At 54.8% G+C, this 21,128-nt stretch carries 20 protein-coding genes; 4 read left to right on the forward strand and 16 right to left on the reverse strand.

All coding sequences use genetic code 11. From position 1 onward, the window contains the following. Positions 1 to 335 precede the first annotated feature (335 nt). From hemG to pepQ, 4 genes are read right to left on the reverse strand one after another with little or no spacing between them, the layout of a single operon-like run. Entirely contained in the window at positions 336 to 869 is a 534-nt protein-coding gene (gene hemG, locus HYQ67_RS20320) for a menaquinone-dependent protoporphyrinogen IX dehydrogenase (RefSeq protein WP_202306944.1), read from the reverse strand. A 12-nt stretch (positions 870 to 881) separates the two neighbouring features. Beyond that, on the reverse strand, positions 882 to 2,333 hold the full coding sequence (trkH, locus tag HYQ67_RS20325; protein ID WP_202306946.1) for a Trk system potassium transporter TrkH: 1,452 nt from the start codon (positions 2,331 to 2,333) through the stop codon (positions 882 to 884). A gap of 42 nt (positions 2,334 to 2,375) precedes the next feature. Then, the gene (locus HYQ67_RS20330; protein WP_202306948.1) at positions 2,376 to 2,990 is read right to left on the reverse strand and encodes an IMPACT family protein; all 615 of its coding nucleotides are present in this window, start codon (positions 2,988 to 2,990) and stop codon (positions 2,376 to 2,378) included. Next, a complete protein-coding gene (gene pepQ / locus HYQ67_RS20335) occupies positions 2,990 to 4,321 on the reverse strand; it encodes a Xaa-Pro dipeptidase (RefSeq protein ID WP_202306950.1) in 1,332 nt (443 codons plus the stop codon). Before pepQ ends, HYQ67_RS20330 begins: the two co-directional genes overlap by 1 nt. Positions 4,322 to 4,511: 190 nt before the next feature. Between pepQ and fadB the strand changes: the two genes are divergently transcribed. Together fadB and fadA are read left to right on the forward strand one after the other, a co-directional pair. Further along, a complete protein-coding gene (fadB, locus tag HYQ67_RS20340) occupies positions 4,512 to 6,701 on the forward strand; it encodes a fatty acid oxidation complex subunit alpha FadB (RefSeq protein WP_202306952.1) in 2,190 nt (729 codons plus the stop codon). Between the two features lie 9 nt (positions 6,702 to 6,710). Continuing rightward, on the forward strand, positions 6,711 to 7,874 hold the full coding sequence (gene fadA, locus HYQ67_RS20345; RefSeq protein ID WP_202306954.1) for an acetyl-CoA C-acyltransferase FadA: 1,164 nt from the start codon (positions 6,711 to 6,713) through the stop codon (positions 7,872 to 7,874). Between the two features lie 107 nt (positions 7,875 to 7,981). Here fadA and fre read toward each other — a convergent pair whose 3' ends face one another. Beyond that, entirely contained in the window at positions 7,982 to 8,683 is a 702-nt protein-coding gene (fre, locus tag HYQ67_RS20350; protein WP_202306956.1) for an NAD(P)H-flavin reductase, read from the reverse strand. A 44-nt stretch (positions 8,684 to 8,727) separates the two neighbouring features. Then, the gene (ubiD, locus tag HYQ67_RS20355) at positions 8,728 to 10,221 is read right to left on the reverse strand and encodes a 4-hydroxy-3-polyprenylbenzoate decarboxylase (protein ID WP_202306958.1); all 1,494 of its coding nucleotides are present in this window, start codon (positions 10,219 to 10,221) and stop codon (positions 8,728 to 8,730) included. A gap of 178 nt (positions 10,222 to 10,399) precedes the next feature. Between ubiD and rfaH the strand changes: the two genes are divergently transcribed. Next, positions 10,400 to 10,888, forward strand: a complete 489-nt coding sequence (rfaH, locus tag HYQ67_RS20360) for a transcription/translation regulatory transformer protein RfaH (RefSeq protein ID WP_202306966.1) — start codon at positions 10,400 to 10,402, stop codon at positions 10,886 to 10,888. Positions 10,889 to 10,948: 60 nt separating this feature from the next. Here the strand turns inward: rfaH and hemB are convergent, their stop codons facing one another. From hemB to udp, 10 genes are all read right to left on the reverse strand, one after another. Next, the gene (gene hemB / locus HYQ67_RS20365; RefSeq protein ID WP_202306967.1) at positions 10,949 to 11,971 is read right to left on the reverse strand and encodes a porphobilinogen synthase; all 1,023 of its coding nucleotides are present in this window, start codon (positions 11,969 to 11,971) and stop codon (positions 10,949 to 10,951) included. A gap of 15 nt (positions 11,972 to 11,986) precedes the next feature. After that, positions 11,987 to 12,766, reverse strand: a complete 780-nt coding sequence (tatD, locus tag HYQ67_RS20370) for a 3'-5' ssDNA/RNA exonuclease TatD (protein WP_202306969.1) — start codon at positions 12,764 to 12,766, stop codon at positions 11,987 to 11,989. A gap of 47 nt (positions 12,767 to 12,813) precedes the next feature. Continuing rightward, positions 12,814 to 13,611 (reverse strand): Sec-independent protein translocase subunit TatC, encoded by a 798-nt coding sequence (gene tatC, locus HYQ67_RS20375; protein WP_202306971.1) that lies wholly within the window; start codon positions 13,609 to 13,611, stop codon positions 12,814 to 12,816. A gap of 2 nt (positions 13,612 to 13,613) precedes the next feature. Further along, positions 13,614 to 14,168: a Sec-independent protein translocase protein TatB gene (gene tatB / locus HYQ67_RS20380; RefSeq protein WP_202306973.1), complete on the reverse strand. Its 555-nt coding sequence runs from the start codon at positions 14,166 to 14,168 to the stop codon at positions 13,614 to 13,616. A 3-nt stretch (positions 14,169 to 14,171) separates the two neighbouring features. Continuing rightward, positions 14,172 to 14,432 (reverse strand): Sec-independent protein translocase subunit TatA, encoded by a 261-nt coding sequence (gene tatA, locus HYQ67_RS20385; RefSeq protein ID WP_202306974.1) that lies wholly within the window; start codon positions 14,430 to 14,432, stop codon positions 14,172 to 14,174. Between the two features lie 79 nt (positions 14,433 to 14,511). Then, positions 14,512 to 16,152 carry a ubiquinone biosynthesis regulatory protein kinase UbiB gene (gene ubiB, locus HYQ67_RS20390; RefSeq protein WP_202306982.1) on the reverse strand — a complete coding sequence of 547 codons (1,641 nt, stop codon included), beginning with the start codon at positions 16,150 to 16,152 and terminating at the stop codon, positions 14,512 to 14,514. Beyond that, positions 16,149 to 16,754 carry a ubiquinone biosynthesis protein UbiJ gene (gene ubiJ, locus HYQ67_RS20395; protein WP_202306984.1) on the reverse strand — a complete coding sequence of 202 codons (606 nt, stop codon included), beginning with the start codon at positions 16,752 to 16,754 and terminating at the stop codon, positions 16,149 to 16,151. The genes ubiB and ubiJ overlap by 4 nt, the downstream gene beginning before the upstream one ends. A gap of 13 nt (positions 16,755 to 16,767) precedes the next feature. Then, positions 16,768 to 17,523, reverse strand: a complete 756-nt coding sequence (ubiE, locus tag HYQ67_RS20400; protein ID WP_202306986.1) for a bifunctional demethylmenaquinone methyltransferase/2-methoxy-6-polyprenyl-1,4-benzoquinol methylase UbiE — start codon at positions 17,521 to 17,523, stop codon at positions 16,768 to 16,770. Positions 17,524 to 17,620: 97 nt separating this feature from the next. Beyond that, positions 17,621 to 19,048: a DNA recombination protein RmuC gene (rmuC, locus tag HYQ67_RS20405; RefSeq protein WP_202306996.1), complete on the reverse strand. Its 1,428-nt coding sequence runs from the start codon at positions 19,046 to 19,048 to the stop codon at positions 17,621 to 17,623. Between the two features lie 207 nt (positions 19,049 to 19,255). Further along, positions 19,256 to 20,017 carry a uridine phosphorylase gene (gene udp / locus HYQ67_RS20410; RefSeq protein WP_202306998.1) on the reverse strand — a complete coding sequence of 254 codons (762 nt, stop codon included), beginning with the start codon at positions 20,015 to 20,017 and terminating at the stop codon, positions 19,256 to 19,258. A 251-nt stretch (positions 20,018 to 20,268) separates the two neighbouring features. Between udp and HYQ67_RS20415 the strand changes: the two genes are divergently transcribed. Next, positions 20,269 to 21,096 (forward strand): dienelactone hydrolase family protein, encoded by an 828-nt coding sequence (locus tag HYQ67_RS20415; RefSeq protein WP_202307059.1) that lies wholly within the window; start codon positions 20,269 to 20,271, stop codon positions 21,094 to 21,096. Positions 21,097 to 21,128 lie beyond the last annotated feature (32 nt).

A 21,128-nucleotide genomic window follows, 5' to 3' on the forward strand; every position in this document is an offset into this window, starting at 1 on the left:
AATGAATTACTGCCTGGTCACTCTTCAAGACTTGATATTTTTTTGCATCCGAAGATGCTTGAGATATCAATCCTGCGAGTGCCCACACAGATTGTCTGATAAATTGTTAAAGAGCAGTGCCACAATCTTCGGTGGCGCGGGCTGTGCATATTACGCTTTCCCGCTACGTAGTCAAGTATTTATTTCTTACTTCACTCCGCCTGACGGGCCGGTTTGTAAGCCGTTGTGCCGTGTCAGTGGAGGCGCAGTATAGGGATTTTTAGGAATGTGACAAGGGTTTATTTCAAAATAATTACTGACCGCATTTTTTTTCATCAAACCGCGTATTTTGAACGCTATTTGGCGGATAAATGTGCTGTTTCATGGGCAAAACGCGCTACCTGCTGCCAGTCGGTATAAACCACTTCTTTTCGGGTATCCGTTTCGCCGCCGGTCATTTTCATAATTAAGCGAATCATGAAGCGGTCCAGCCAACCATAACGCGGGTAACGCAGGGCTCCAGCGAACACAGCGCAGTGATCTGGCTGCCAGGGAGAGTTAAGAAGAAACTTGCGCGTATAAGAGTTGGTTTGTGGAGAACGCTTCTCAGGCTTACGCGCTACCAGGTTAACCGAGAAGAAAGCACTTGGGATAGCCTGCAACGCCTGCTGGTGCTTTTTCACGAAAGCTTCTACGCATGAGTGGAAGTGACCATAACGAATAGATGCACCGATAATCACACGGTCGTAATTACTCCACGCGATCTCTTCACAGCGATGCAGGTTCATCACATCACTCTCAACGCCCAGCTCTTTAAGCTCGGAACTTATATAAGAAGCGATTTCACGGGTTTGACCATCACGGGTCGAAAACAGAATTAAAGTTTTCACTACAGGCTCCGGTTACTCTCGCCAGAAGGTTGGCGTGAATAAGACTAATAAAGTAAACACTTCCAGACGACCAAACAGCATGTTGCCGATCAGGATCCATTTTGCTACCGGGTTCATGCTGGCGAAGTTGTCCGCCACCACACCCAGCCCAGGCCCAAGGTTATTGAGCGTTGCCGCAACCGAGGCGAATGCAGAGAAGTCATCAACCCCCGTTGCGATAATCGCCAGCATACTGAGGATGAACACCAGCGCATACGCCGAGAAGAAACCCCATACCGCTTCGAGGATACGCTCCGGCAGCGCCCGGTTACCCAACTTGATGCTATATACCGCATTCGGGTGGACCAGTCTTTTCAGTTCACGATTTCCCTGTTTGAACAGCAGAAGGATACGAATCACCTTCAGGCCACCGCCGGTAGAACCCGCACAGCCGCCGATAAAAGCAGAACAAAGCAGCAGCACCGGCAGGAATAGCGGCCAGCGGGCAATACTGTCTGTCGTGAAGCCCGCCGTGGTGGCCATCGAGACAACCTGGAAGAACGCCTGGTTCAGCGTTTGCAGCACGGAACCGTAGGTATTATGCAGGAACAGGACAAGGGTGCAGATAATTACCAACGTGAGCTGCACACCTATAAACATACGGAATTCCGGATCGCGCCAGTAGACCTTAAGGTTTCTCCCGCTTAACAGCGAGAAATGCAGGCCGTAGTTACAGCCCGAGATCAGCAGGAAGACCGCAATAATGGAATTGATTGTTGGGTTATTAAAATAGCCCACGCTGGCATCGTGCGTTGAAAAGCCGCCGATGGAGATGGTCGAGAAGCTGTGCCCTATCGCATCGAACATCGGCATGCCCGCAAACCACAGCGCTGCCGCACAGGCGACCGTCAGCAATACATAAATAAGCCATAAGGTTTTCGCCGTATCCGCAATACGCGGGCGCATTTTATTATCTTTCAGCGGCCCTGGCATTTCAGCGCGGTAAAGCTGCATTCCCCCGACGCCCAGAATCGGCAGGATAGCAACGGCCAGCACGATGATCCCCATGCCGCCAAACCATTGCAGCATCTGTCGGTAAAAGAGGATGGCGTGAGGAAGCGAATCCAGCCCCACCAGCGTGGTGGCACCCGTCGTCGTTAAACCAGAGAAGGATTCAAAGAAGGCATCAGTGACCGTGAGATTTGGCTGCTCGGAGAAGATAAACGGCAAAGCCCCCACGCTACCCAGCACGGTCCAGAAAAGCACGACGATCAGAAACCCTTCTCGTGGCTTCAACTCATTTTTCTCGCGGCGGTTTGGCCACCACAGCAGCGAGCCAATCACCAGCGCGACAAAGAAAGTCTGTGTAAAGGCGCGGCCAGCCCCATCGCGGTAAATCAAGGCAACCAACCCCGGGATTATCATCGTCCCGGAGAACAGGATAACCAGCAGTCCAACGATTCGGGTTATGGCACGAAAATGCATTTCAGCCGCTTCCTTAAATATCAAATAATTGCGAGGTGGGGATTATTCTTCAATCGGCAGTAAATGCAATGCGCCGCGGCTAATATCCGCCAGCCTGACTGAAAACCCAGCCTGCTGGTTGCAGGGCAATGCCACTTTTAATAACACCGATGCCTGAAAGTCACTTTCTACGATTAGCCCATCATACTGCTTAAGCAAAGCTTCTATTCCCGCCAGCTGAGCGTAATCACACTGCAAAGTATATTCTGTTAATGGCACTTTGAGGACGGTAGGCAGCCCATTAAGCGCCTGCTGCACGCCGCCGCCGTAGGCTTTGACCAGGCCACCCGTGCCAAGCTTAATACCGCCGGAGTAGCGCACGACTACGGCGCTCAATTCACCAATACCGCTGCCCATCAGCTGCGCGAGCATCGGTTTACCGGCCGTTCCGGCAGGTTCTCCGTCATCTGAAAACCCGAGCTTTTGCGAATCATCCGGTGCACCGGCAACCCAGGCCCAGCAGTGGTGCCGGGCGTCGGGATGCTGAGACCTTACGCTTTCCACAAAAGCTTTCGCCGCCTCAACCCCATCAGTATGGGCTATCAGAGTGATGAAACGGCTCTTCTTGATTTCCTCGCTGACGGAGACGGATTCTGCGGGGATCGGCCAGCTGTCCATTACGCCAGTTTCTGGTCGCGTGTCATGTTTTCGACATTGTTTTCGTGGATAACCACGTTGTCTTCGATACGAATGCCGCCGAACGGCTTCATCGCTTCGATTTTCTGCCAGTTAAAATGCTTGCTGTACAGCCCTTCACGCCACGGCGCAAGCAGGGATTCAATAAAGTAGATCCCCGGCTCGATGGTTAACACCATGCGCGGTTCAAGCATGCGAGTGCAGCGCAGGTACGGATACTGGGACGGGGCCGCCAGATGCGTGCCGGTATCGTCCTGCATAAAGCCTGCAACGTCATGTACCTGTAACCCGAGCGGGTGACCAATACCGTGCGGCATAAATGGTCCGGTGATCCCGGTTTCGACCATCGCTTCTTCGCTGATGTCGTTAACCAGCTGATGGCGACGCAACAGCTTAGCAAGGCGCTGATGAAACTGGACGTGATAGTCGGTATAGCGCACGCCAGCTTTCAGCGTATCGATCAACGCCAGCTCTTCGGCGTTCATATCTTTAATGAGCTGGGCGTAGTCGCTGTCACCGTTGGCTGCCCAGGTACGGGTGAGGTCAGCGGCATAACCGTTGTATTCCGCACCAGCGTCCAGCAGGAAGCTGCGCATTTCAGTCGGTGCGCGATGATCAAGCTTAGTGTAATGCAGTACCGAAGCGTGTTCGTTCAGCGCCACAATGTTGCCGTAAGGCACATCGGTATCACGATGACCGGTTGCAGTCAGATAAGCCTGGTTAATGTCGAACTCGCTCATGCCGGACAGGAACGCTTCATGGGCAGCCTGATGACCCACTACGGCAGTCTTCTGGGCTTCACGCATACACGCCAGCTCGTAGTCAGTCTTATAAGCACGATGGTAGTGCAGGTAGTCGATAACCCCTTTCGGGTTGATGTTCGCCGCCTGAATATCAAGTTGCAAAGCGCGCTCCGGCACTGGGCCAATATAGCCGATATTGCCGCGGGCGGCGGGAAGCTGGCTACCAATGCCGTCCGCTTTCGGCAGCGCGACCACGTCAATATCTTCTGTCCAGAAGGACTCAGGCAGCGGCTCTACGTTATGCCAGTAGTCCACCGGCAGGTAGAACCATAATTTCGGTTTGTTAACGCCATCCACCAGCAGCCAGCAGTTTGGCACCTGAGTCACCGGTACCCAGGCCTTGAACTGCGGGTTCACTTTGAACGGATATGCATGGTCGTCAAGGAAGACGTTGAACAGCTCTCCGGAGTGAATTAACAGCGCATCAAGGTTAAAACGTGCCAGAACGTTGCGGGTGCGCTCCTGCAAGGTTGCCACATGATCTTTATAAAGCGAGGCCAGTGAATCCATGATTTACCCTTCTGTTTTTATGATGTGTTCGCCACGCATCTTAGCACACCAGAACTCAGCCGACTTATTTCCGGGGCCTGTGATCACCGCTGCAAATATTTAAAGACTTATTTGCATTTCATTAACATCAATTCCACACTCCCCTTCATCTGGTACGACCAGATCCCATTGCAGGATTCAGGAGACTGACATGCTCTACCAAGGTGAAACCCTACATCTCGACTGGCTGGAAGATGGCATCGCAGAACTGGTGTTTGATGCGCCCGGCTCGGTTAACAAACTCGACACCGCGACCGTCGCCAGCCTCGGCCACGCGCTCGACGTGCTGGAAAAGCAGAGCGGGCTTAAAGGCCTGCTGCTAAGTTCCAGCAAAGCCGCGTTTATCGTTGGCGCAGACATTACCGAATTCCTGTCGCTGTTCCAGGTTCCTGCCGAACAGCTGACCCACTGGCTGCAGTTTGCCAACGGCGTTTTCAACCGCCTGGAAGATCTGCCGGTCCCGACAATCGCCGCCGTTAACGGCTACGCGCTGGGCGGTGGATGTGAGTGTGTGCTTGCAACCGATTATCGCCTGGCAACGCCGGACGCGCGCATTGGCCTGCCGGAAACCAAGCTGGGCATTATGCCGGGCTTTGGCGGCTCCGTTCGCCTGCCGCGTTTACTGGGCGCAGACAGCGCGCTGGAAATTATCACCGCTGGCAAAGACGTCAGCGCCAATGAAGCACTGAAAATAGGTCTGGTCGACGGCGTAGTAAAAGCGGAGAAACTGCGTGACGGCGCGATTGCCGTCCTGCGCCAGGCGATTAACGGCGATCTGGACTGGAAAGCAAAACGCGCGCCCAAGCTTCAGCCGCTGAAGCTCAGCAAAATCGAAGCGACCATGAGCTTCACCATCGCCAAAAGCATGGTGATGCAGATTGCGGGCAAGCACTACCCTGCCCCGATGACCGCCGTGAAAACTATCGAAGCTGCCGCAAAGCTGGGCCGCGACGAAGCGCTACAGCTGGAGACGCAAAGCTTTGTGCCTCTGGCCCGCTCTGATGAAGCCCGTGCGCTGGTTGGGATTTTCCTTAATGACCAGTACGTCAAAGGTCAGGCTAAGAAACTGACCAAAAATACCGAAACCCCGAAACAGGCTGCCGTACTGGGCGCCGGGATCATGGGTGGCGGCATTGCTTACCAGTCCGCCTGGAAGGGCGTACCGGTATTAATGAAGGATATTAACGACAGGTCGCTGACGCTGGGCATTAACGAAGCCAGCAAGCTGCTTAATAAACAGCTGGAACGCGGCAAAATCGACGGCATGAAGCTGGCGGGCGTGATTGCCACCATTCATCCAACGCTTGATTACGCAGGTTTCGAGCGGGTTGATGTGGTGGTGGAAGCCGTTGTCGAAAACCCGAAGGTGAAAAAAGCCGTGCTGGCGGAAGTGGAAGATAAAGTTCGCCCGGATACAGTGCTGGCTTCCAATACGTCCACCATTCCAATCAGCGAGCTGGCCAGCAGCCTGAAGCGGCCGGAAAACTTCTGCGGCATGCACTTCTTTAATCCGGTGCACCGTATGCCGCTGGTCGAAGTGATTCGCGGCGAGAAAACGTCTGAGCAAACCGTAGCGACCGTCGTGGCATGGGCCAGCAAGATGGGCAAAACGCCAATCGTGGTTAACGACTGCCCTGGCTTCTTTGTTAACCGCGTGCTGTTCCCGTACTTTGCAGGTTTCAGCCAGCTGATGCGCGACGGCGCGGACTTCCGCCAGATCGACAAAGTGATGGAAAAACAGTTTGGCTGGCCGATGGGCCCGGCTTATCTGCTGGACGTTGTGGGTATCGATACCGCGCACCACGCGCAGGCCGTGATGGCCGCTGGCTTCCCACAGCGGATGCAGAAAGATTATCGCGATGCGATTGATGCCATGTTCGACGCGGGCCGCTACGGCCAGAAAACGCAACAGGGCTTCTATCGATATAAAGAAGACAGCAAGGGCAAGCCGCGCAAAGAGCAGGATGAATCCACGGACGCGCTGCTGGCGGACGTCAGCAAGCCGCGCCACGGCTTCAGCGATGAAGAGGTTATCGCCCGTATGATGATCCCGATGGTCAACGAAGTCGTGCGCTGTCTGGAAGAAGGCATTATTGCCAGCCCCGCAGAAGCGGACATGGCGCTGGTTTACGGCCTGGGCTTCCCTCCGTTCCACGGCGGCGCGTTCCGCTGGCTGGACACGATTGGCAGCGCGAAGTATTTCGACATGGCGCAGCAGTATGAGCATCTTGGCCCGCTCTACCAGGTGCCGGACGGTCTGCGTGCAAAAGCGTCCCGTAACGAGCCTTATTATCCACCGGTTGAGCCCGCACGCCCGGCCACCGACCTGCAAAGCGCCTGAGGAGTGATCATGGAAAAGGTTGTAATTGTTGATGCCATCCGCACCCCGATGGGCCGCTCTAAGGGCGGGGCGTTCCGTAACGTCCGTGCGGAAGATCTTTCTGCCCACCTGATGCGCAGCATTCTGTCCCGTAACCCGGCTCTGGAAGCCGCCGCGCTGGATGATATTTACTGGGGCTGCGTGCAGCAGACCCTGGAGCAGGGTTTTAACATCGGGCGTAACGCCGCCCTGCTGGCAGAGATTCCGCATTCGGTTCCGGCAGTCACCGTGAACCGCCTGTGCGGCTCTTCCATGCAGGCGCTGCACGATGCAGCCCGTATGATTCAGACCGGTGATGCCCATGCCTGCCTGATTGGCGGCGTGGAACACATGGGCCACGTGCCGATGAGCCATGGCGTTGACTTCCATCCAGGCCTTAGCCGCAACGTCGCGAAGGCGGCGGGCATGATGGGGTTAACCGCAGAAATGCTCGCCCGCATGCACGGCATCAGCCGCGAGATGCAGGATCAGTTTGCCGCCCGCTCCCACCAGCGCGCCTGGGCCGCAACGGAAGCGGGCCATTTCAAAAATGAAATTGTTGCCACCAGCGGCCACGATGCTGACGGCGTGCTAAAGCGCTTTGATTACGACGAAGTTATTCGCCCGGAAACAACCGTTGAAGGGCTGTCGCAGCTTAGGCCAGCGTTCGATCCGGTCAACGGGACGGTCACGGCGGGCACATCTTCTGCCCTGTCTGACGGTGCCGCAGCCATGCTGCTGATGAGCGAATCACGCGCCAGAGATTTGGGCCTGAAAATTCGCGCCCGTATCCGTTCGATGGCGGTGGTCGGCTGCGATCCGTCAATCATGGGCTACGGCCCGGTACCGGCGTCGAAAATGGCGCTGAAGAAGGCAGGCCTGACAGCTTCAGATATCGACCTGTTCGAAATGAATGAAGCCTTTGCGGCGCAGATCCTGCCGTGCATTAAGGATCTGGGGCTGATGGAGCAGATCGACCAGAAGATCAACCTGAACGGCGGTGCCATTTCACTGGGCCACCCGCTCGGCTGCTCCGGCGCGCGTATCAGCACCACGCTGCTTAACCTGATGGAACGTCGGGATGCGCAGTTCGGCCTCGCTACCATGTGCATCGGGTTGGGTCAGGGGATCGCAACGGTTATTGAAAGGATTTAAAGATAGATTGCGGCGGATAGCGCTTTCGCTTATCCGCCCTATGGAAACAACTTCGCAGAGTTTAGTTGCCGTTCTTCCCGCCTGTCAGGGGCGGGTTTTTTATGGCATCAGATAAACGCAAAAGCATCGCCAAACATACGCTCGGGATTGGCACCACGCTCATTGCAGAACAGCTCACGGGCAATTTTCGCCATTTCAAAACGGCCTGCGATATAGATATCGTGCCCGCCCAGCGTATCGTAATCCTGCATGACCGCCGTCAACACGGTGCCGTTACGTCCGCGCCACTCACCTTCAGGCTGCTCAACTACCGCTTCAACACGCAGATTTTCATGCTGAACCGAAAGCGCCTCCAGCTCGGCGAGATCGTAAAGATGCTTCTCTTCACGGCCACCCCAGTAGATGGCGATTTCACGCTGAGGGTTACGTGCCAGCGCCGTTAACAGGATGGAGCGTACATAAGAGAAGCCGGTGCCGCCCGCGATCAGGATCAGTGGACGCTCTTCTTCGTCACGCAGCCAGGCGTCGCCGTGGGGAATATCCACCACAATCTCTTTATCTTTCAGGATGCGGTCCATAACGGCCATGGCATACAGATTTAACTCCGAAGCACCAATGTGCAGCTCGATAAACTCGTGCTCGCTCGGCGTAGAGGCCATAGAGAACGGACGTTTGTCACGTTCATCCATCACCACCATCAGATACTGACCTGCCTGAAAGGAAAAATCCGCTTCCGGCAGTAATCGAACGCGGTAAACCGTGTCCGTTATCGCTTCTACCGAGGTCACTTTACAGCTTAAGGTTGTCATGCTTCCCCTCTGTCGGGTCAATAATGCTAAACGGTAAGCCGCCCTCAGGCGTCTTTATCGTTATCGAAAATAGCCAGTTCATCCCAGATTGCATCTATCCGCGCGCAGACTTCCGCATCTTTTTTGATAGGACGCCCCCACTCACGCTGGGTCTCTCCTGGCCATTTATTGGTGGCATCCAGTCCCATTTTTGAACCAAGGCCGGAGACCGGCGAGGCAAAATCCAGATAATCGATCGGCGTGTTCTCGACCAGTACGGTATCACGCGCCGGATCCATACGCGTAGTGATGGCCCAGATAACATCGTTCCAGTCACGCGCGTTCACATCGTCATCGCATACGATGACAAACTTGGTGTACATAAACTGCCGCAGGAATGACCAGACGCCCATCATCACGCGCTTCGCGTGGCCAGCGTACTGTTTTTTGATGGTCACGACCGCAAGGCGATAGGAACACCCTTCCGGCGGCAGATAGAAATCGACAATTTCCGGGAACTGCTTTTGCAGAATCGGCACGAAGACTTCGTTTAGCGCCACGCCCAGTACCGCTGGCTCATCCGGTGGGCGGCCAGTGTAAGTGGAGTGATAAATTGCATCCTCCCGCTGGGTAATATGCGTAACGGTAAATACCGGGAAGCTGTCTATTTCATTGTAGTAGCCCGTGTGGTCGCCATACGGGCCTTCCGGTGCCATTTCACCCGGTTCGATGTAGCCTTCCAGCACGATTTCAGCGCTGGCAGGGACTTCGAGATCGTTGGAAAGGCACTTCACCACTTCGGTTTTTGTGCCGCGCAAAAGCCCGGCAAAAGCATATTCAGAGAGCGTATCCGGCACCGGCGTCACTGCGCCAAGAATGGTAGCCGGGTCTGCGCCCAGTGCAACAGAAACTGGGAAACGTTCGCCTGGATGTTCAGCACACCACTCCTGGAAATCCAGCGCGCCACCACGATGGGACAGCCAGCGCATAATCAGCTTGTTCTTGCCGATGAGCTGCTGGCGGTAAATCCCCAGGTTTTGCCGCTCTTTGTGCGGGCCGCGCGTGACCGTTAACCCCCACGTAATAAGTGGAGCGGCATCTTCGGGCCAGCACTGCATGATGGGGATGCGGGAGAGATCGACCTCGTCGCCTTCCCAGACTCGCTCTTGACAGGGCGCGCCGCGCAGCCGTTTGGTCGGCATGTTGAGCACTTGTTTGAACTGGGGGAGTTTATCGAACAGATCGCGGAAGCCTTTTGGCGGCTCCGGCTCTTTCAGGAAAGCCAGCAGTTTACCCACTTCACGCAGGGAGGAGACATCCTCCTGACCCATGCCCATTGCAACTCGCTTCGGTGTGCCAAACAGATTGCATAGCACCGGCATGCTGTACCCCTTGGGGTTCTCAAAGAGCAGCGCCGGGCCGTTTGCTCTCAGCGTACGGTCGGCAATTTCCGTCATTTCCAGATACGGATCGACTGGCATCGCGATACGTTTCAGCTCACCGCGCTGTTCAAGCAGCGTCATAAAGTCGCGCAGGTCGTGGTATTTCATGCAATTCATCCTGGCCCTGAGAATGCCCGCCATTATACGGACTTCATCCGGAGCATGCTGTATTTTTGTTAAAAACGAGTAACAGTGTGGGCGCTGAGCGAATAGCTATTGGTTATACTGGTGTTGGCTATCTCTCGGTACGGGCTTTTGCTATTCTTGCGCCCTCAATGAGGTGAGATGAGAAATTATGGAATCCTGGTATCTTCTGTACTGCAAACGAGGACAGCAACTGCGGGCGCAAGAGCATCTTGAGCGCCAGACGGTGAGCTGCCTTACCCCAATGATCACGCTGGAAAAACTCGTGCGTGGCAAACGAACTGCAGTCAGCGAGCCCCTGTTTCCGAACTACATGTTCGTCAAATTTGATCCGGAAAACATCCACACCACCACGGTGAACTCAACCCGTGGCGTCAGCCATTTCGTTCGTTTTGGCGCCCAGCCTGCCAACGTGCCTGATGAAGTCATCGAGCAGCTGATTAACTATCATCCTGAAAATGTTACCGACCCGGATACGCCGTATCCTGGCGATAGCGTGGTGATTACCGAAGGGGCGTTTGAAGGGCTGGAAGCGATTTTCAGCGAGCCGGACGGCGAGGCGCGATCTATGCTGCTGCTCAATCTGCTGAACAAGCAGGTACGACAGAGCGTGAAGAATACGGATTTCAGGAAGGTTTAAACGAAAGGCCAGCTGTAGGGCAGATAAGCGTAAGCGTCATCCGCCGCTACAAAATAAAACCTAGCGCTGCATCTGCTCGTCGTGCAGCCACTGTGCGACACGCTTAGAGAAATACGTCAGCACGCCGTCGGCACCCGCACGTTTGAAGCACAGTAGCGACTCCATAATCGCAGGTTTCTCTGCCAGCCAGCCATTCTGGATCGCGGCCATATGCATCGCGTATTCACCAGACACCTGATAGGCGAAGGTCGGCACACCAAAGGTTTGCTTCACGCGGCTGACCACATCCAGATACGGCATACCCGGTTTGACCATCACCATGTCCGCGCCTTCCTGGAGATCCTGCGCCACTTCCTGCAGGGCCTCGTCAGTGTTGGCCGGGTCCATCTGATAGGTTTTTTTGTTGCCGCCCTTCAGGTTACCGGAAGAGCCAATTGCATCGCGGAACGGGCCGTAATAGCAGGAGGCGTATTTCGCCGCATAGGACATGATCTGCGTGTTCACCAGACCGTCGGCTTCCAGCTGGTCGCGAATAGCGCCAATACGGCCGTCCATCATGTCGCTTGGCGCGATGATTTCCGCACCGGCTTCCGCATGGGATAACGCCTGACGCACCAGAATCTCGCGGGTGATGTCGTTAATGACGTAGCCGTCCGCATCGATAACGCCGTCCTGACCGTGGGTGGTATAGGGGTCAAGCGCCACATCCGTCAGCAGGCCCAGCTCCGGCACCGCATCCTTCAGCGCGCGTACTGCACGCTGCACCAGACCATCCGGGTTATAGGCTTCTTCGGCATGTAACGATTTACCCGCGCTTTCGATAACCGGGAACAGAGACAGTACCGGGACACCCAATTTCGCAACGGCTTCGGCCTCTTTAAGCAGCAGGTCGATAGTCATGCGGTAAACGCCCGGCATCGACGCCACTTCTTCCTGACGATTCTGCCCTTCCATCACGAAGACCGGATAGATGAGATCGTTTACCGTAAGCTGGTTTTCAGCAACCAGACGACGGCTGAAGTCGTGGCGGCGTACGCGGCGCATACGGCGGCCGGGAAACGTACCGGGAAATGCATAGCTCATTTACTTTCTCCTGATTTAAGCCAGCCGGAATAAGCGGCGGGCATTGTCATCTGTGACTTGCGCGAGCCAGGCGGGATCTTCTCCTCGCCACAGGGCAACCTGATTAAGGATATGGGGCAAGTAACAGGGTTCGTTGCGTCGGGAAGCAGGTTTTGGTTTTAGATCCCGGGGCAACAAATAAGGGGCGTCGGTTTCCAGCAAAAGCTGCTGGGCTGGAATGCAGGGCAGCAACTCACGCAGCTCAAGCCCACGGCGCTCGTCGCAGACCCAGCCGGTGATGCCGATAAACAGGCCGCGGGCCAGACATTCACGCGCTTCGTCCTGCGTGCCGGTAAAACAGTGCAGCACCACGCCCGGGAGCTTATCCAGCCACGGGTCCAGCAGCGCAATAAAACGCTCATGAGCTTCACGACAATGAAGAAATACTGGCATTACCAGGTCTGCCGCCAGCGCCAGTTGAGCGGTAAAGGCACGCTCCTGTTCAGCCGGCGTCGAGAAGTTACGGTTGAAATCTAAGCCACATTCACCGATAGCGACCACTTCCGGCGCCCCGGCCAGCTGGTAGATAGCCTCTGCCGTGGCATCTTCCCACTGGCTGGCATCATGCGGATGCACGCCTGCGGTAGACCAACAGCCTTCATACTGCTGAGCCATAGCTAAAGCCTGCTGGCTCTCGTGCAGGTTAGTGCCCGTCAGCAACATCCCGCTGACGCCACACTGATGGGCTCGCTGCACGACATCCGCATGATCTTTAGCAAACTGAGAACTGGTTAGGTTTACACCGATATCAAACATAGCGCGTTCCAAACGACGACCGCCCTGCCGGGCGGTCTGTTTTACAATCAGGACTCTTTTTCTGAGTGTTTGTCTTGTGCTTCGGCTTCCGCTTCGGCATCTTCACCCTCGGCACCATCCCGGCGACCTTTGCCGACATAATAACGAGAACAGAATACGCCTACCTCAAACAGGCAGTACATCGGTATTGCCAGTAACGTCTGGGAGAAAATGTCCGGCGGTGTCAGCAGCATGCCAACAATAAACGCCCCCACGAAGATATAGGGACGTTTCTTCTTAAGCGCTTCCGGCGTAGTTACACCCATCCAGCAGAGCAACACAATGGCAACCGGCACTTCAAACGCCGCGCCGAATGCCATAAACAGCGTCATGACAAAGTCGAGGTATTTGCTGATGTCCGTTGAGACCACTACGCCGACCGGTGCGGTTTTGGTTAAAAAACCAAACGCCAGCGGGAAGACGACGAAGTAGGCAAAAGCGATGCCGATATAGAACAGCAATGAGCTGGAAAAAAGCAGCGGCATCACCATCTTACGTTCATGTTTATACAACGCTGGAGCAATAAAGGCCCAGAGCTGGTAGAGAATGACCGGTGCCGAGAGGATTAACGAAACATAGATCGTCAGTTTAATCGGCGTAAAGAACGGCGATGCAACGTCTGTTGCGATCATCGTGGAGCCGACAGGCATCTGACTTATCAGCGGCGCAGAGACGATTTGATAAATGTCATTAGCGAAATAAACCAGCGCCAGAAAAATCACCAGCACAGCGATAATGCTGTTTAACAGTCGCTTGCGCAGCTCAATCAGATGGGTAATGAGCGGTTGGGTATCTTCAACGGCCATGGCTACTTTTTATCACTCGAAGGTTGAGATGAAACTGAGGCGGCTACAGGCTCCGGCACAGGTTTAACCTGAGTCTGGGCGTGTTCTTCTGACGGTGCAGCAGAGGGGTCGGTTGCCGCGCTGGCTTCAACCTCAGGAGCCTGATCTGGCGCGCTGGCCTGATGCGCTGCCGTAGCAGGCGTCACGCCGTCGTGACTGTCCTGCGCATCTTTCACCAACGGATTATGGATGGTGTGCGCTTCATCACTGCCCTGCTCGGCATCCTGGGTATAGGAGCGTTTCATAGATTCAGCTGCCTGACGCAGTTCATCCATTGAGGCTTTGAGCTCCGGCGTCAGGTGATCCAGGCTCGCTTTTTCAACCTTTTTCAGGCTGTCCTGCAATTCCTGAATTTTCAGTTCCTGAGCCAGCTCGTTCTGCACGGTTGAGGCCAGCGAGCGCAGCGCACGTATCCAGCCAACCACCGTTTTGACCGCCAACGGCAGACGTTGTGGCCCCAGAACAACAAGGCCAATCACGAAGACTAATAACAGCTCGCTAAAACCAATATCGAACACGGTTTACACCTGCTCTTTATCGTTGCTCTTTGCTTCGTCTTTTTTCACGTCGCCCGCAGGTTTTTCCGCCAGGTTCTTCGCAGTGAAGTCAGCGTCCTGAACAGAAGTGTCTTTCTCTTTAGGTTCATCATCGTTCATGGCTTTCTTGAAGCCTTTGATAGAAGCGCCCAGGTCTGAACCAATAGAGCCCAGCTTCTTCGTGCCGAACAGCAGAACAACGATGACGGCAATGATCACTAATTGCCAGATACTGATACCACCCATAATATTGCCTCAAATCACTCAGATGTATATGTAACGGCCGATATTATACGGCACGTTGCCTGTTAATGACGATTAAAATTCAGGCAGAGCGGCGCCAGCCTATCAGCCAGACCACAATGCCCCCAGCCATCAACCAGGCGGGCATAAGTTCCCACTCCGGTTTGTTTATCAGCAGCATAGTCCCACTTAAAATCAATGTGGCTCCAATGCCGAACAGATAACGCGACTGTCCTTGCCGTACATGATGTTGATGTAGTTCGCGTTGGATTTTATCAATGCTGTGCTGTAAATGCTTGCCCTGGCGCAAACTGTCGTACACCAGTTCTGGCAGTTCGGGCATTTTTTCGATCCAGAACGGGGCTTTTTCTTTAAAAGCACGAACCAGAGCAGGAATGCCGACCTGATCTTTAATCCAGCTCTCCAGGAATGGCTTGGCTGTTTTCCACAGATCCAGCTGGGGATAAAGCTGCCTTCCGACACCTTCAACATATAAAAGCGTTTTTTGCAGTAAAACCAGCTGTGGTTGCACTTCCATATTAAAGCGGCGCGCCGTATTAAACAGATTCAGCAGAACATGGCCAAAGGAGATTTCCGCCAGCGGCTTTTCAAAAATTGGCTCACAAACGGTACGAATGGCAAACTCGAACTCTTCCACGTTGGTATCTGGCGGTACCCAGCCAGAATCTACGTGTAGTTCGGCAACTTTACGGTAGTCGCGGTTGAAAAAGGCGATGAAGTTCTCTGCCAGGTAGCGTTTATCTTCTTTGTTCAGCGAGCCGACAATACCGCAGTCAATGCCGATATACTGCGGATCTTCCGGGTGGTCATAGCTGACAAAAATATTGCCCGGATGCATGTCGGCGTGGAAGAAGCTGTCGCGGAATACCTGTGTGAAGAAGACCTGCACGCCGCGTTCAGCCAACAGTTTCATATTGGTGCCCTGGCTTTCAAGCGTTGGGATATCCGAAACAGGTATGCCGTAGATGCGCTCCATGACCATCATGTCTTCGCTGCAATAATCAGAAAACACTTCCGGGATGTAGAGCAACGGACTGCCATCGAAATTGCGGCGTAGCTGGATGGCATTTGCCGATTCACGCAATAAATTCAGCTCATCTATCAGCGTTTTCTCGTACTCACGCACGACTTCCAGCGGACGCAAACGGCGGCCATCCGGCAGTAAACGAGGCACCCAGCGCGCTAAGCGATATATCAGCTTCATGTCGGCTTTGATGATGGGAAGAATATCCGGGCGGATAACTTTAATCACGACTTCACGGCCGTTCTCTTTCAGCCGGGCAGTATGTACCTGCGCAATAGAAGCCGAAGCCAGCGGCTTTATTTCAAATTCATCAAACCAGGTTTCAACGGGTATGCCGCCCATTGCCTGTTCGATCTGTTGCTTAGCCAGCTCTCCATCAAAGGGCGCGACTCTGTCCTGGAGCATCGCCAGCTGATCGGCAATCATCGGCGGGAACAGATCCCGGCGCGTAGAGAGCATCTGACCAAACTTGATCCAGACCGGGCCAAGCTCCTGCAATGCAAGGCGCAGGCGCTCACCGAGAGCTTTATCTTTATGACGATTTGGCATCCAGAAAAGCATACGCCGCCCGATACGCAACGGCAGCGTGATACGAAGCTTAGGGATTAGCTCATCCAGACCATAGCTGAGGAAGGTACGAATGATGAAGTAGAGACGACGAATTTCTCCTGGCGTCATTTGCCCTCCAGCCTGTCCAGCCGCGCGCTTAATGCGTCGACCGCACGCTCAACGGCTGCCGTTTCCTCGGCAAACCACGCCACTTCCAGCGGGCCAGGGGCCATACGCCACTCTTCGGTTATTGCCTCAGCCAGATACTGTTGATTGCGGGAAAAGCCTTTTTTCAGCAGCTTGCTGCCGCCGCGGAAAAATTTGCTGATGCCTTCAGCGGCCACGTCGCCGATATAAGGTGCGAATAGCTCTGCGGGATCGAACTCCGCCAGATCCATTAACGCCACCCAATTTTGCACAACCTGGAGATCGCCCTGCACTTCAAGCTCACCGCTGCGGATAAGCGCCGTCAGCTGCTGCCTGTCGCGCAGTTTCGGCAGTACCGCCATGCGCGTGATAACAACGCAGTCAGCTTCGCCTTCCCACTCTCCCAGCACGTCAATCTGCTGTTCACTGAATGAGAGAACCAGCGGCGCGGAAAACTCCTTGAGCTCAACGCGCAGCACTTTCCCCAGTAAACGCTGACGGGCGGCCTTCAGGCCACGGTCGCGCCACAGAAAGGTGTTGAGGACGGTTTCCAGCCCGGCGGTGACAAGCGGTGTAAATGGCATCAGCAACCCCCGATCAGAATTTGTAGCCACGATGCAGGGCAACGATCCCGGCGGTCAGGTTGTAGTAGGTGGTGTTTTCAAAACCAGCGTCTTCCATCATCGCCTTCAGAGTGTCCTGGTCGGGATGCATGCGGATAGACTCGGCCAGATAGCGGTAGCTCTCTGCGTCCTGCGCAACGACTTCGCCAATGCGCGGCAGAATGTGGAAGGAATACGCGTCGTAGGCTTTGCTCAGCGGTTCAATGATTGGTTTGGAGAATTCCAGCACCAGCAGGCGACCGCCCGGCTTGAGCACGCGATACATAGAGCGCAGCGCTTTTTCTTTATCGGTAACGTTACGCAGGCCGAAAGAGATGGTGATGCAATCAAAGAAATTGTCCGGGAACGGCAGCGCTTCCGCATTTGCCTGCACGTAGTTCACGTTACCCACGATACCGATATTGCGCAGCTTCTCACGGCCCATTTTCAGCATCGAGTCGTTGATATCTGCCAGAACCACTTCACCCGTTTCACCCACCAGACGAGAAAACTTCGCGGTCAAATCGCCCGTTCCGCCAGCAAGATCCAGCACCCGCTGCCCGCGACGCACGCCGCTGCAGTCAATGGTGAAGCGCTTCCAGATACGATGCACGCCGAACGACATCAGGTCATTCATCACGTCGTATTTGGCGGCCACAGAGTGGAATACATGCGCCACCATATCGGCCTTCTGCTCTTTCGCTACGGTGCGGAAGCCAAAGTGTGTTGTTTCCTGGGATTCGTCGACCATCTCAATGCCTGCTTATCAAAAAAAGGTTCGTGAAGTGTAACAGAATGGCCGCTAAAGCCCTATGGTTCAAGCCTGCTGGATGAACCTTTGCTCAGCTTTACCCGACGCTTTGTCGGTCTTCTAAGCTCCTGTCCTGGTCTGTCTCTTCGTCGTGCCCATGACCGATTCGCGTCGCGTTGTCTTCATCTTCCTGCCGCGCCCGATCGACTAAATCCGGATTAATCTCGCGTTTAACTTCGACGCCCAGCCCGCGGAACGCATCGGCCTGTACCAGGATATTTCCGCGCCCGGAGGCAAGCTTTTTCATCGCCTGGCGGTAATTGTCCTGCGCCTTATCCAGGCTCTGGCCGATGGCGGACATGTCATCAACGAACAGGCGCATTTTGTCATACAGTCGCCCCGCGCGTTCTGCAATTTGCTGCGCATTACGGCTCTGGTGCTCATAACGCCACAAATTGGTAATGGTGCGCAGCGCCACCAGCAGCGTTGTCGGGCTGACCAGCATGATGTTGTTCTTCAGCGCTTCGCTAATTAATTCCGGCTGGCGGTCTATGGCGAGCAGGAAGGCAGGCTCTACCGGAATAAACATCAGCACGTAATCGAGGGAGCGCAGGCCGGGTAGCTGCTGGTAGTCTTTGCGGCTGAGCAGACGGATATGGTTGCGGACGGCAGCGATATGCTCGTTCAGAGCCCCTTCCCGCGTAAATTCATCGTCGCCGTTAAAGTAGCGCTCGTAGGCTACCAGCGTCATTTTCGCATCGATAACCACATCTTTGCCCTGCGGCAGACGAACGATAACATCCGGCTGCATACGGCTGTTGTTTTCCAGCTGGATATTTACCTGAGTCTGGTATTCATGGCCTTCCCGCAGGCCAGAGGCTTCCAGCACGCGAGTCAGCACCACCTCACCCCAGTTCCCCTGGGTTTTGTTATCGCCTTTCAGCGCCTTAGTGAGATTGAGGGCTTCCTGCGCCATTTGCGCATTGAGCTGCTGGAGACTGCGGATTTCGTGAGTCAGGGTATGACGTTCGCGAGCTTCCTGCCCGAAGCTGTCCTGCACCTGACGACGGAAGCCATCCAGCTGTTCACGCAGCGGCGTTAACAGGCCATTCAGACTCTGGCGGTTCTGCTCTTCAACCTTGCGACCGCTTTGCTCAAAAATACGGTTGGCGAGGTTTTCAAACTGCTCGCTCAGCCGCTGTTCGCTGTTGATCATCTGGCGATGTTTGTCTTCGGCACTCAGGCGAGTTTGCTCCAGCAGCGTGGTAAGCTCACGCAGATCGGCTTCCTGTGTGCTGTTAATTTCAAGCTGGGTTCGCAGTTCGCGGTTTAGCTGTTCACACTCTTCTTTCCAGTGTTGGTTCTGAATGAGTTCCTGTCGGGTGGCCTTGAGCTCACCATACACTTCCCGCTGCTCTTCATGCAGGAGCGACTGCTTTTGCGCCGCCCGCAGGCTCGCAATAAGCCATCCTGTTAATACCCCTACCAGAGCAATACCAAGCCCGAAGAGAACTGAAATATCCACTGCACCTCCCGCAATCCACGCCAAACACCAGCAAGCTAAAATTGTGCTGTATAAATGTCCAGATGAAAAGGAGTTTACTGCGAGGCATTACGCAAAGCGTAAATTTATAGAACGTCTGGCGATAAAAAAGGCGGATGAAATGTTTTCACCCGCCTGACTGGTTAGTGTGGATTCCGCTCTCGCTTTTCCACCGGACGTTTAACTGAACTAGATCAGGCGGCGAGCCGCTTCAACCACGATTTTCACCGCGTGGCTTTCAGTTTTCTTCATCGTCTCGGCGTTTGGAATTTCTTGCTGGGTACGGTTAACGATAACACCAGCAACCATCCCGGCGCGCAGGCCCTGGCTTGCGCACATGGTCAGCAGCGTGGCCGATTCCATTTCGTAGTTCATCACGCCCATCTGCTGCCACTCTTCCATGGAGCCTTTGAAGCGGCTGACGACGCGACCGGAGAAGGTGTCGTAACGCTCCTGACCCGGGTAGAAGGTGTCGGAGGATGCTGTCACGCCAACGTGAGTCGTCGCACCAATGGATTTAGCTGCTTCAACCAGCGCCGTCGTACAGGCGAAGTCAGCAACCGCCGGGAACTCCATAGGCGCAAAGTGCAGGCTGGCTCCGTCAAGACGCACGGACGCGGTGGTAACCAGTACATCGCCGACGTTGATATGTGGCTGAATCGCACCGGTGGTGCCGATACGCAGGAAAGTGCGAATGCCCAGCTGTGCCAGTTCTTCTACAGCGATAGAAGTAGACGGACCGCCAATACCGGTGGAGCAGACGATCACGGCCTTGCCGTCGATTTCAGCACGCCAGGTAGTAAATTCGCGATGGGCGGCCAGTTTGACCGGCTTGTCCATCAGCGCGGCGATTTTTTCAACTCGCTCCGGGTCGCCCGGGACGATAGCAAGCGTTGCCCCTTGCAGGTCGCTCTTCGTGAGGCCGAGGTGAAAAACATCAGACTTGGACATAACAGACTCCTCTGTTGAGTAGGGTTGGCTTGTGCCACAAAGCAGTACTTTACAGAACCTGCCCGGAGAATTTCGTGACGCATTTCACTTTGAATGAAACAAATTACATCATTTACAATTCATTTGGTGACACAGATCACGCCTTGCGAGCAATTTGTGCGCTTATCCGTCGGTGAGAGCGTTTTTTTTAAACCAGAGATGTTAGCTATAGTTACCTCACTGCGCTAATGCTGGTACGGAGAATGCCACCAATGAAAGAAGAGCACACAACACAGAACACGTCGGGCGGTAAATTCGCACCTGCGGCAGAACCCCTCGCGACAACCGTTGTAACCACCCCGGAGGATGCCATTCTGGCCGGCGAAACGTCGGTCCCGTCTCAGGGCGAGAACATGCCTGCTTACCATGCCCGGCCTAAAAACGCCGACGAACCTTTACCCGTGGTCATTGTGGTACAGGAAATTTTCGGGGTGCATGAACATATTCGTGACGTCTGCCGCCGCCTGGCGCTTGAGGGTTATCTGGCGGTCGCGCCTGAACTCTACTTCCGCCAGGGCGATCCTTGTGACTATGCGGACATTCCTACCCTGTTCAGCGGGTTGGTTTCCAGAGTGCCGGATGCCCAGGTGCTTGCCGATCTTGATCACGTCGCCAGCTGGGCTGCCCGCAATGGGGGTGATGCCCATCGCCTTATGGCGACAGGATTTTGCTGGGGTGGACGTATTGCCTGGCTGTACGCCGCGCATAACCCGCAGCTCAAAGCAGCGGTGGCCTGGTATGGCAAACTGACCGGTGAGAAAACGCTGAATTCACCGAATCATCCGGTGGATGTTGCCATCAACCTTAACGCTCCGGTGCTGGGCCTGTATGGCGGCCAGGATACGGGGATCCCGCAGGATACGGTGGAAACGATGCGTCAGGTGCTACGTGCCGCTAATGCAAACTCGGAGATTATCGTTTATCCCGATGCGGGCCACGCGTTCAACGCGGACTATCGCCCGAGCTACCATGAAGAGTCGGCGAAAGACGGCTGGGAAAGGATGCTGGCGTGGTTTGCTCGTTTTGACGGCAAGAAATAAGAGAATCTGAGTAAGAAGTTCCCCTCACCCAG

Origin of the sequence: Dryocola clanedunensis subsp. sulfonylureivorans (assembly GCF_016756775.1) — a bacterium.
In the GTDB taxonomy this organism is placed as follows: domain Bacteria; phylum Pseudomonadota; class Gammaproteobacteria; order Enterobacterales; family Enterobacteriaceae; genus Dryocola; species Dryocola clanedunensis.

Bases quoted from the DNA above. Each gene is read 5' to 3' on its own strand.
- ubiD (WP_202306958.1), bottom strand. From the start codon at position 10,221: ATGAATTGCATGAAATACCACGACCTGCGCGACTTTATGACGCTGCTT.
- fadB (WP_202306952.1), top strand. From the start codon at position 4,512: ATGCTCTACCAAGGTGAAACCCTACATCTCGACTGGCTGGAAGATGGC.
- HYQ67_RS20330 (WP_202306948.1), bottom strand. From the start codon at position 2,990: ATGGACAGCTGGCCGATCCCCGCAGAATCCGTCTCCGTCAGCGAGGAA.
- tatA (WP_202306974.1), bottom strand. From the start codon at position 14,432: ATGGGTGGTATCAGTATCTGGCAATTAGTGATCATTGCCGTCATCGTT.
- ubiJ (WP_202306984.1), bottom strand. From the start codon at position 16,754: ATGCCATTTACACCGCTTGTCACCGCCGGGCTGGAAACCGTCCTCAAC.
- trkH (WP_202306946.1), bottom strand. From the start codon at position 2,333: ATGCATTTTCGTGCCATAACCCGAATCGTTGGACTGCTGGTTATCCTG.
- ubiB (WP_202306982.1), bottom strand. From the start codon at position 16,152: ATGACGCCAGGAGAAATTCGTCGTCTCTACTTCATCATTCGTACCTTC.
- fadA (WP_202306954.1), top strand. From the start codon at position 6,711: ATGGAAAAGGTTGTAATTGTTGATGCCATCCGCACCCCGATGGGCCGC.
- pepQ (WP_202306950.1), bottom strand. From the start codon at position 4,321: ATGGATTCACTGGCCTCGCTTTATAAAGATCATGTGGCAACCTTGCAG.
- HYQ67_RS20415 (WP_202307059.1), top strand. From the start codon at position 20,269: ATGAAAGAAGAGCACACAACACAGAACACGTCGGGCGGTAAATTCGCA.
- fre (WP_202306956.1), bottom strand. From the start codon at position 8,683: ATGACAACCTTAAGCTGTAAAGTGACCTCGGTAGAAGCGATAACGGAC.
- tatC (WP_202306971.1), bottom strand. From the start codon at position 13,611: ATGGCCGTTGAAGATACCCAACCGCTCATTACCCATCTGATTGAGCTG.
- tatD (WP_202306969.1), bottom strand. From the start codon at position 12,766: ATGTTTGATATCGGTGTAAACCTAACCAGTTCTCAGTTTGCTAAAGAT.
- rfaH (WP_202306966.1), top strand. From the start codon at position 10,400: ATGGAATCCTGGTATCTTCTGTACTGCAAACGAGGACAGCAACTGCGG.
- hemB (WP_202306967.1), bottom strand. From the start codon at position 11,971: ATGAGCTATGCATTTCCCGGTACGTTTCCCGGCCGCCGTATGCGCCGC.
- ubiE (WP_202306986.1), bottom strand. From the start codon at position 17,523: ATGGTCGACGAATCCCAGGAAACAACACACTTTGGCTTCCGCACCGTA.
- udp (WP_202306998.1), bottom strand. From the start codon at position 20,017: ATGTCCAAGTCTGATGTTTTTCACCTCGGCCTCACGAAGAGCGACCTG.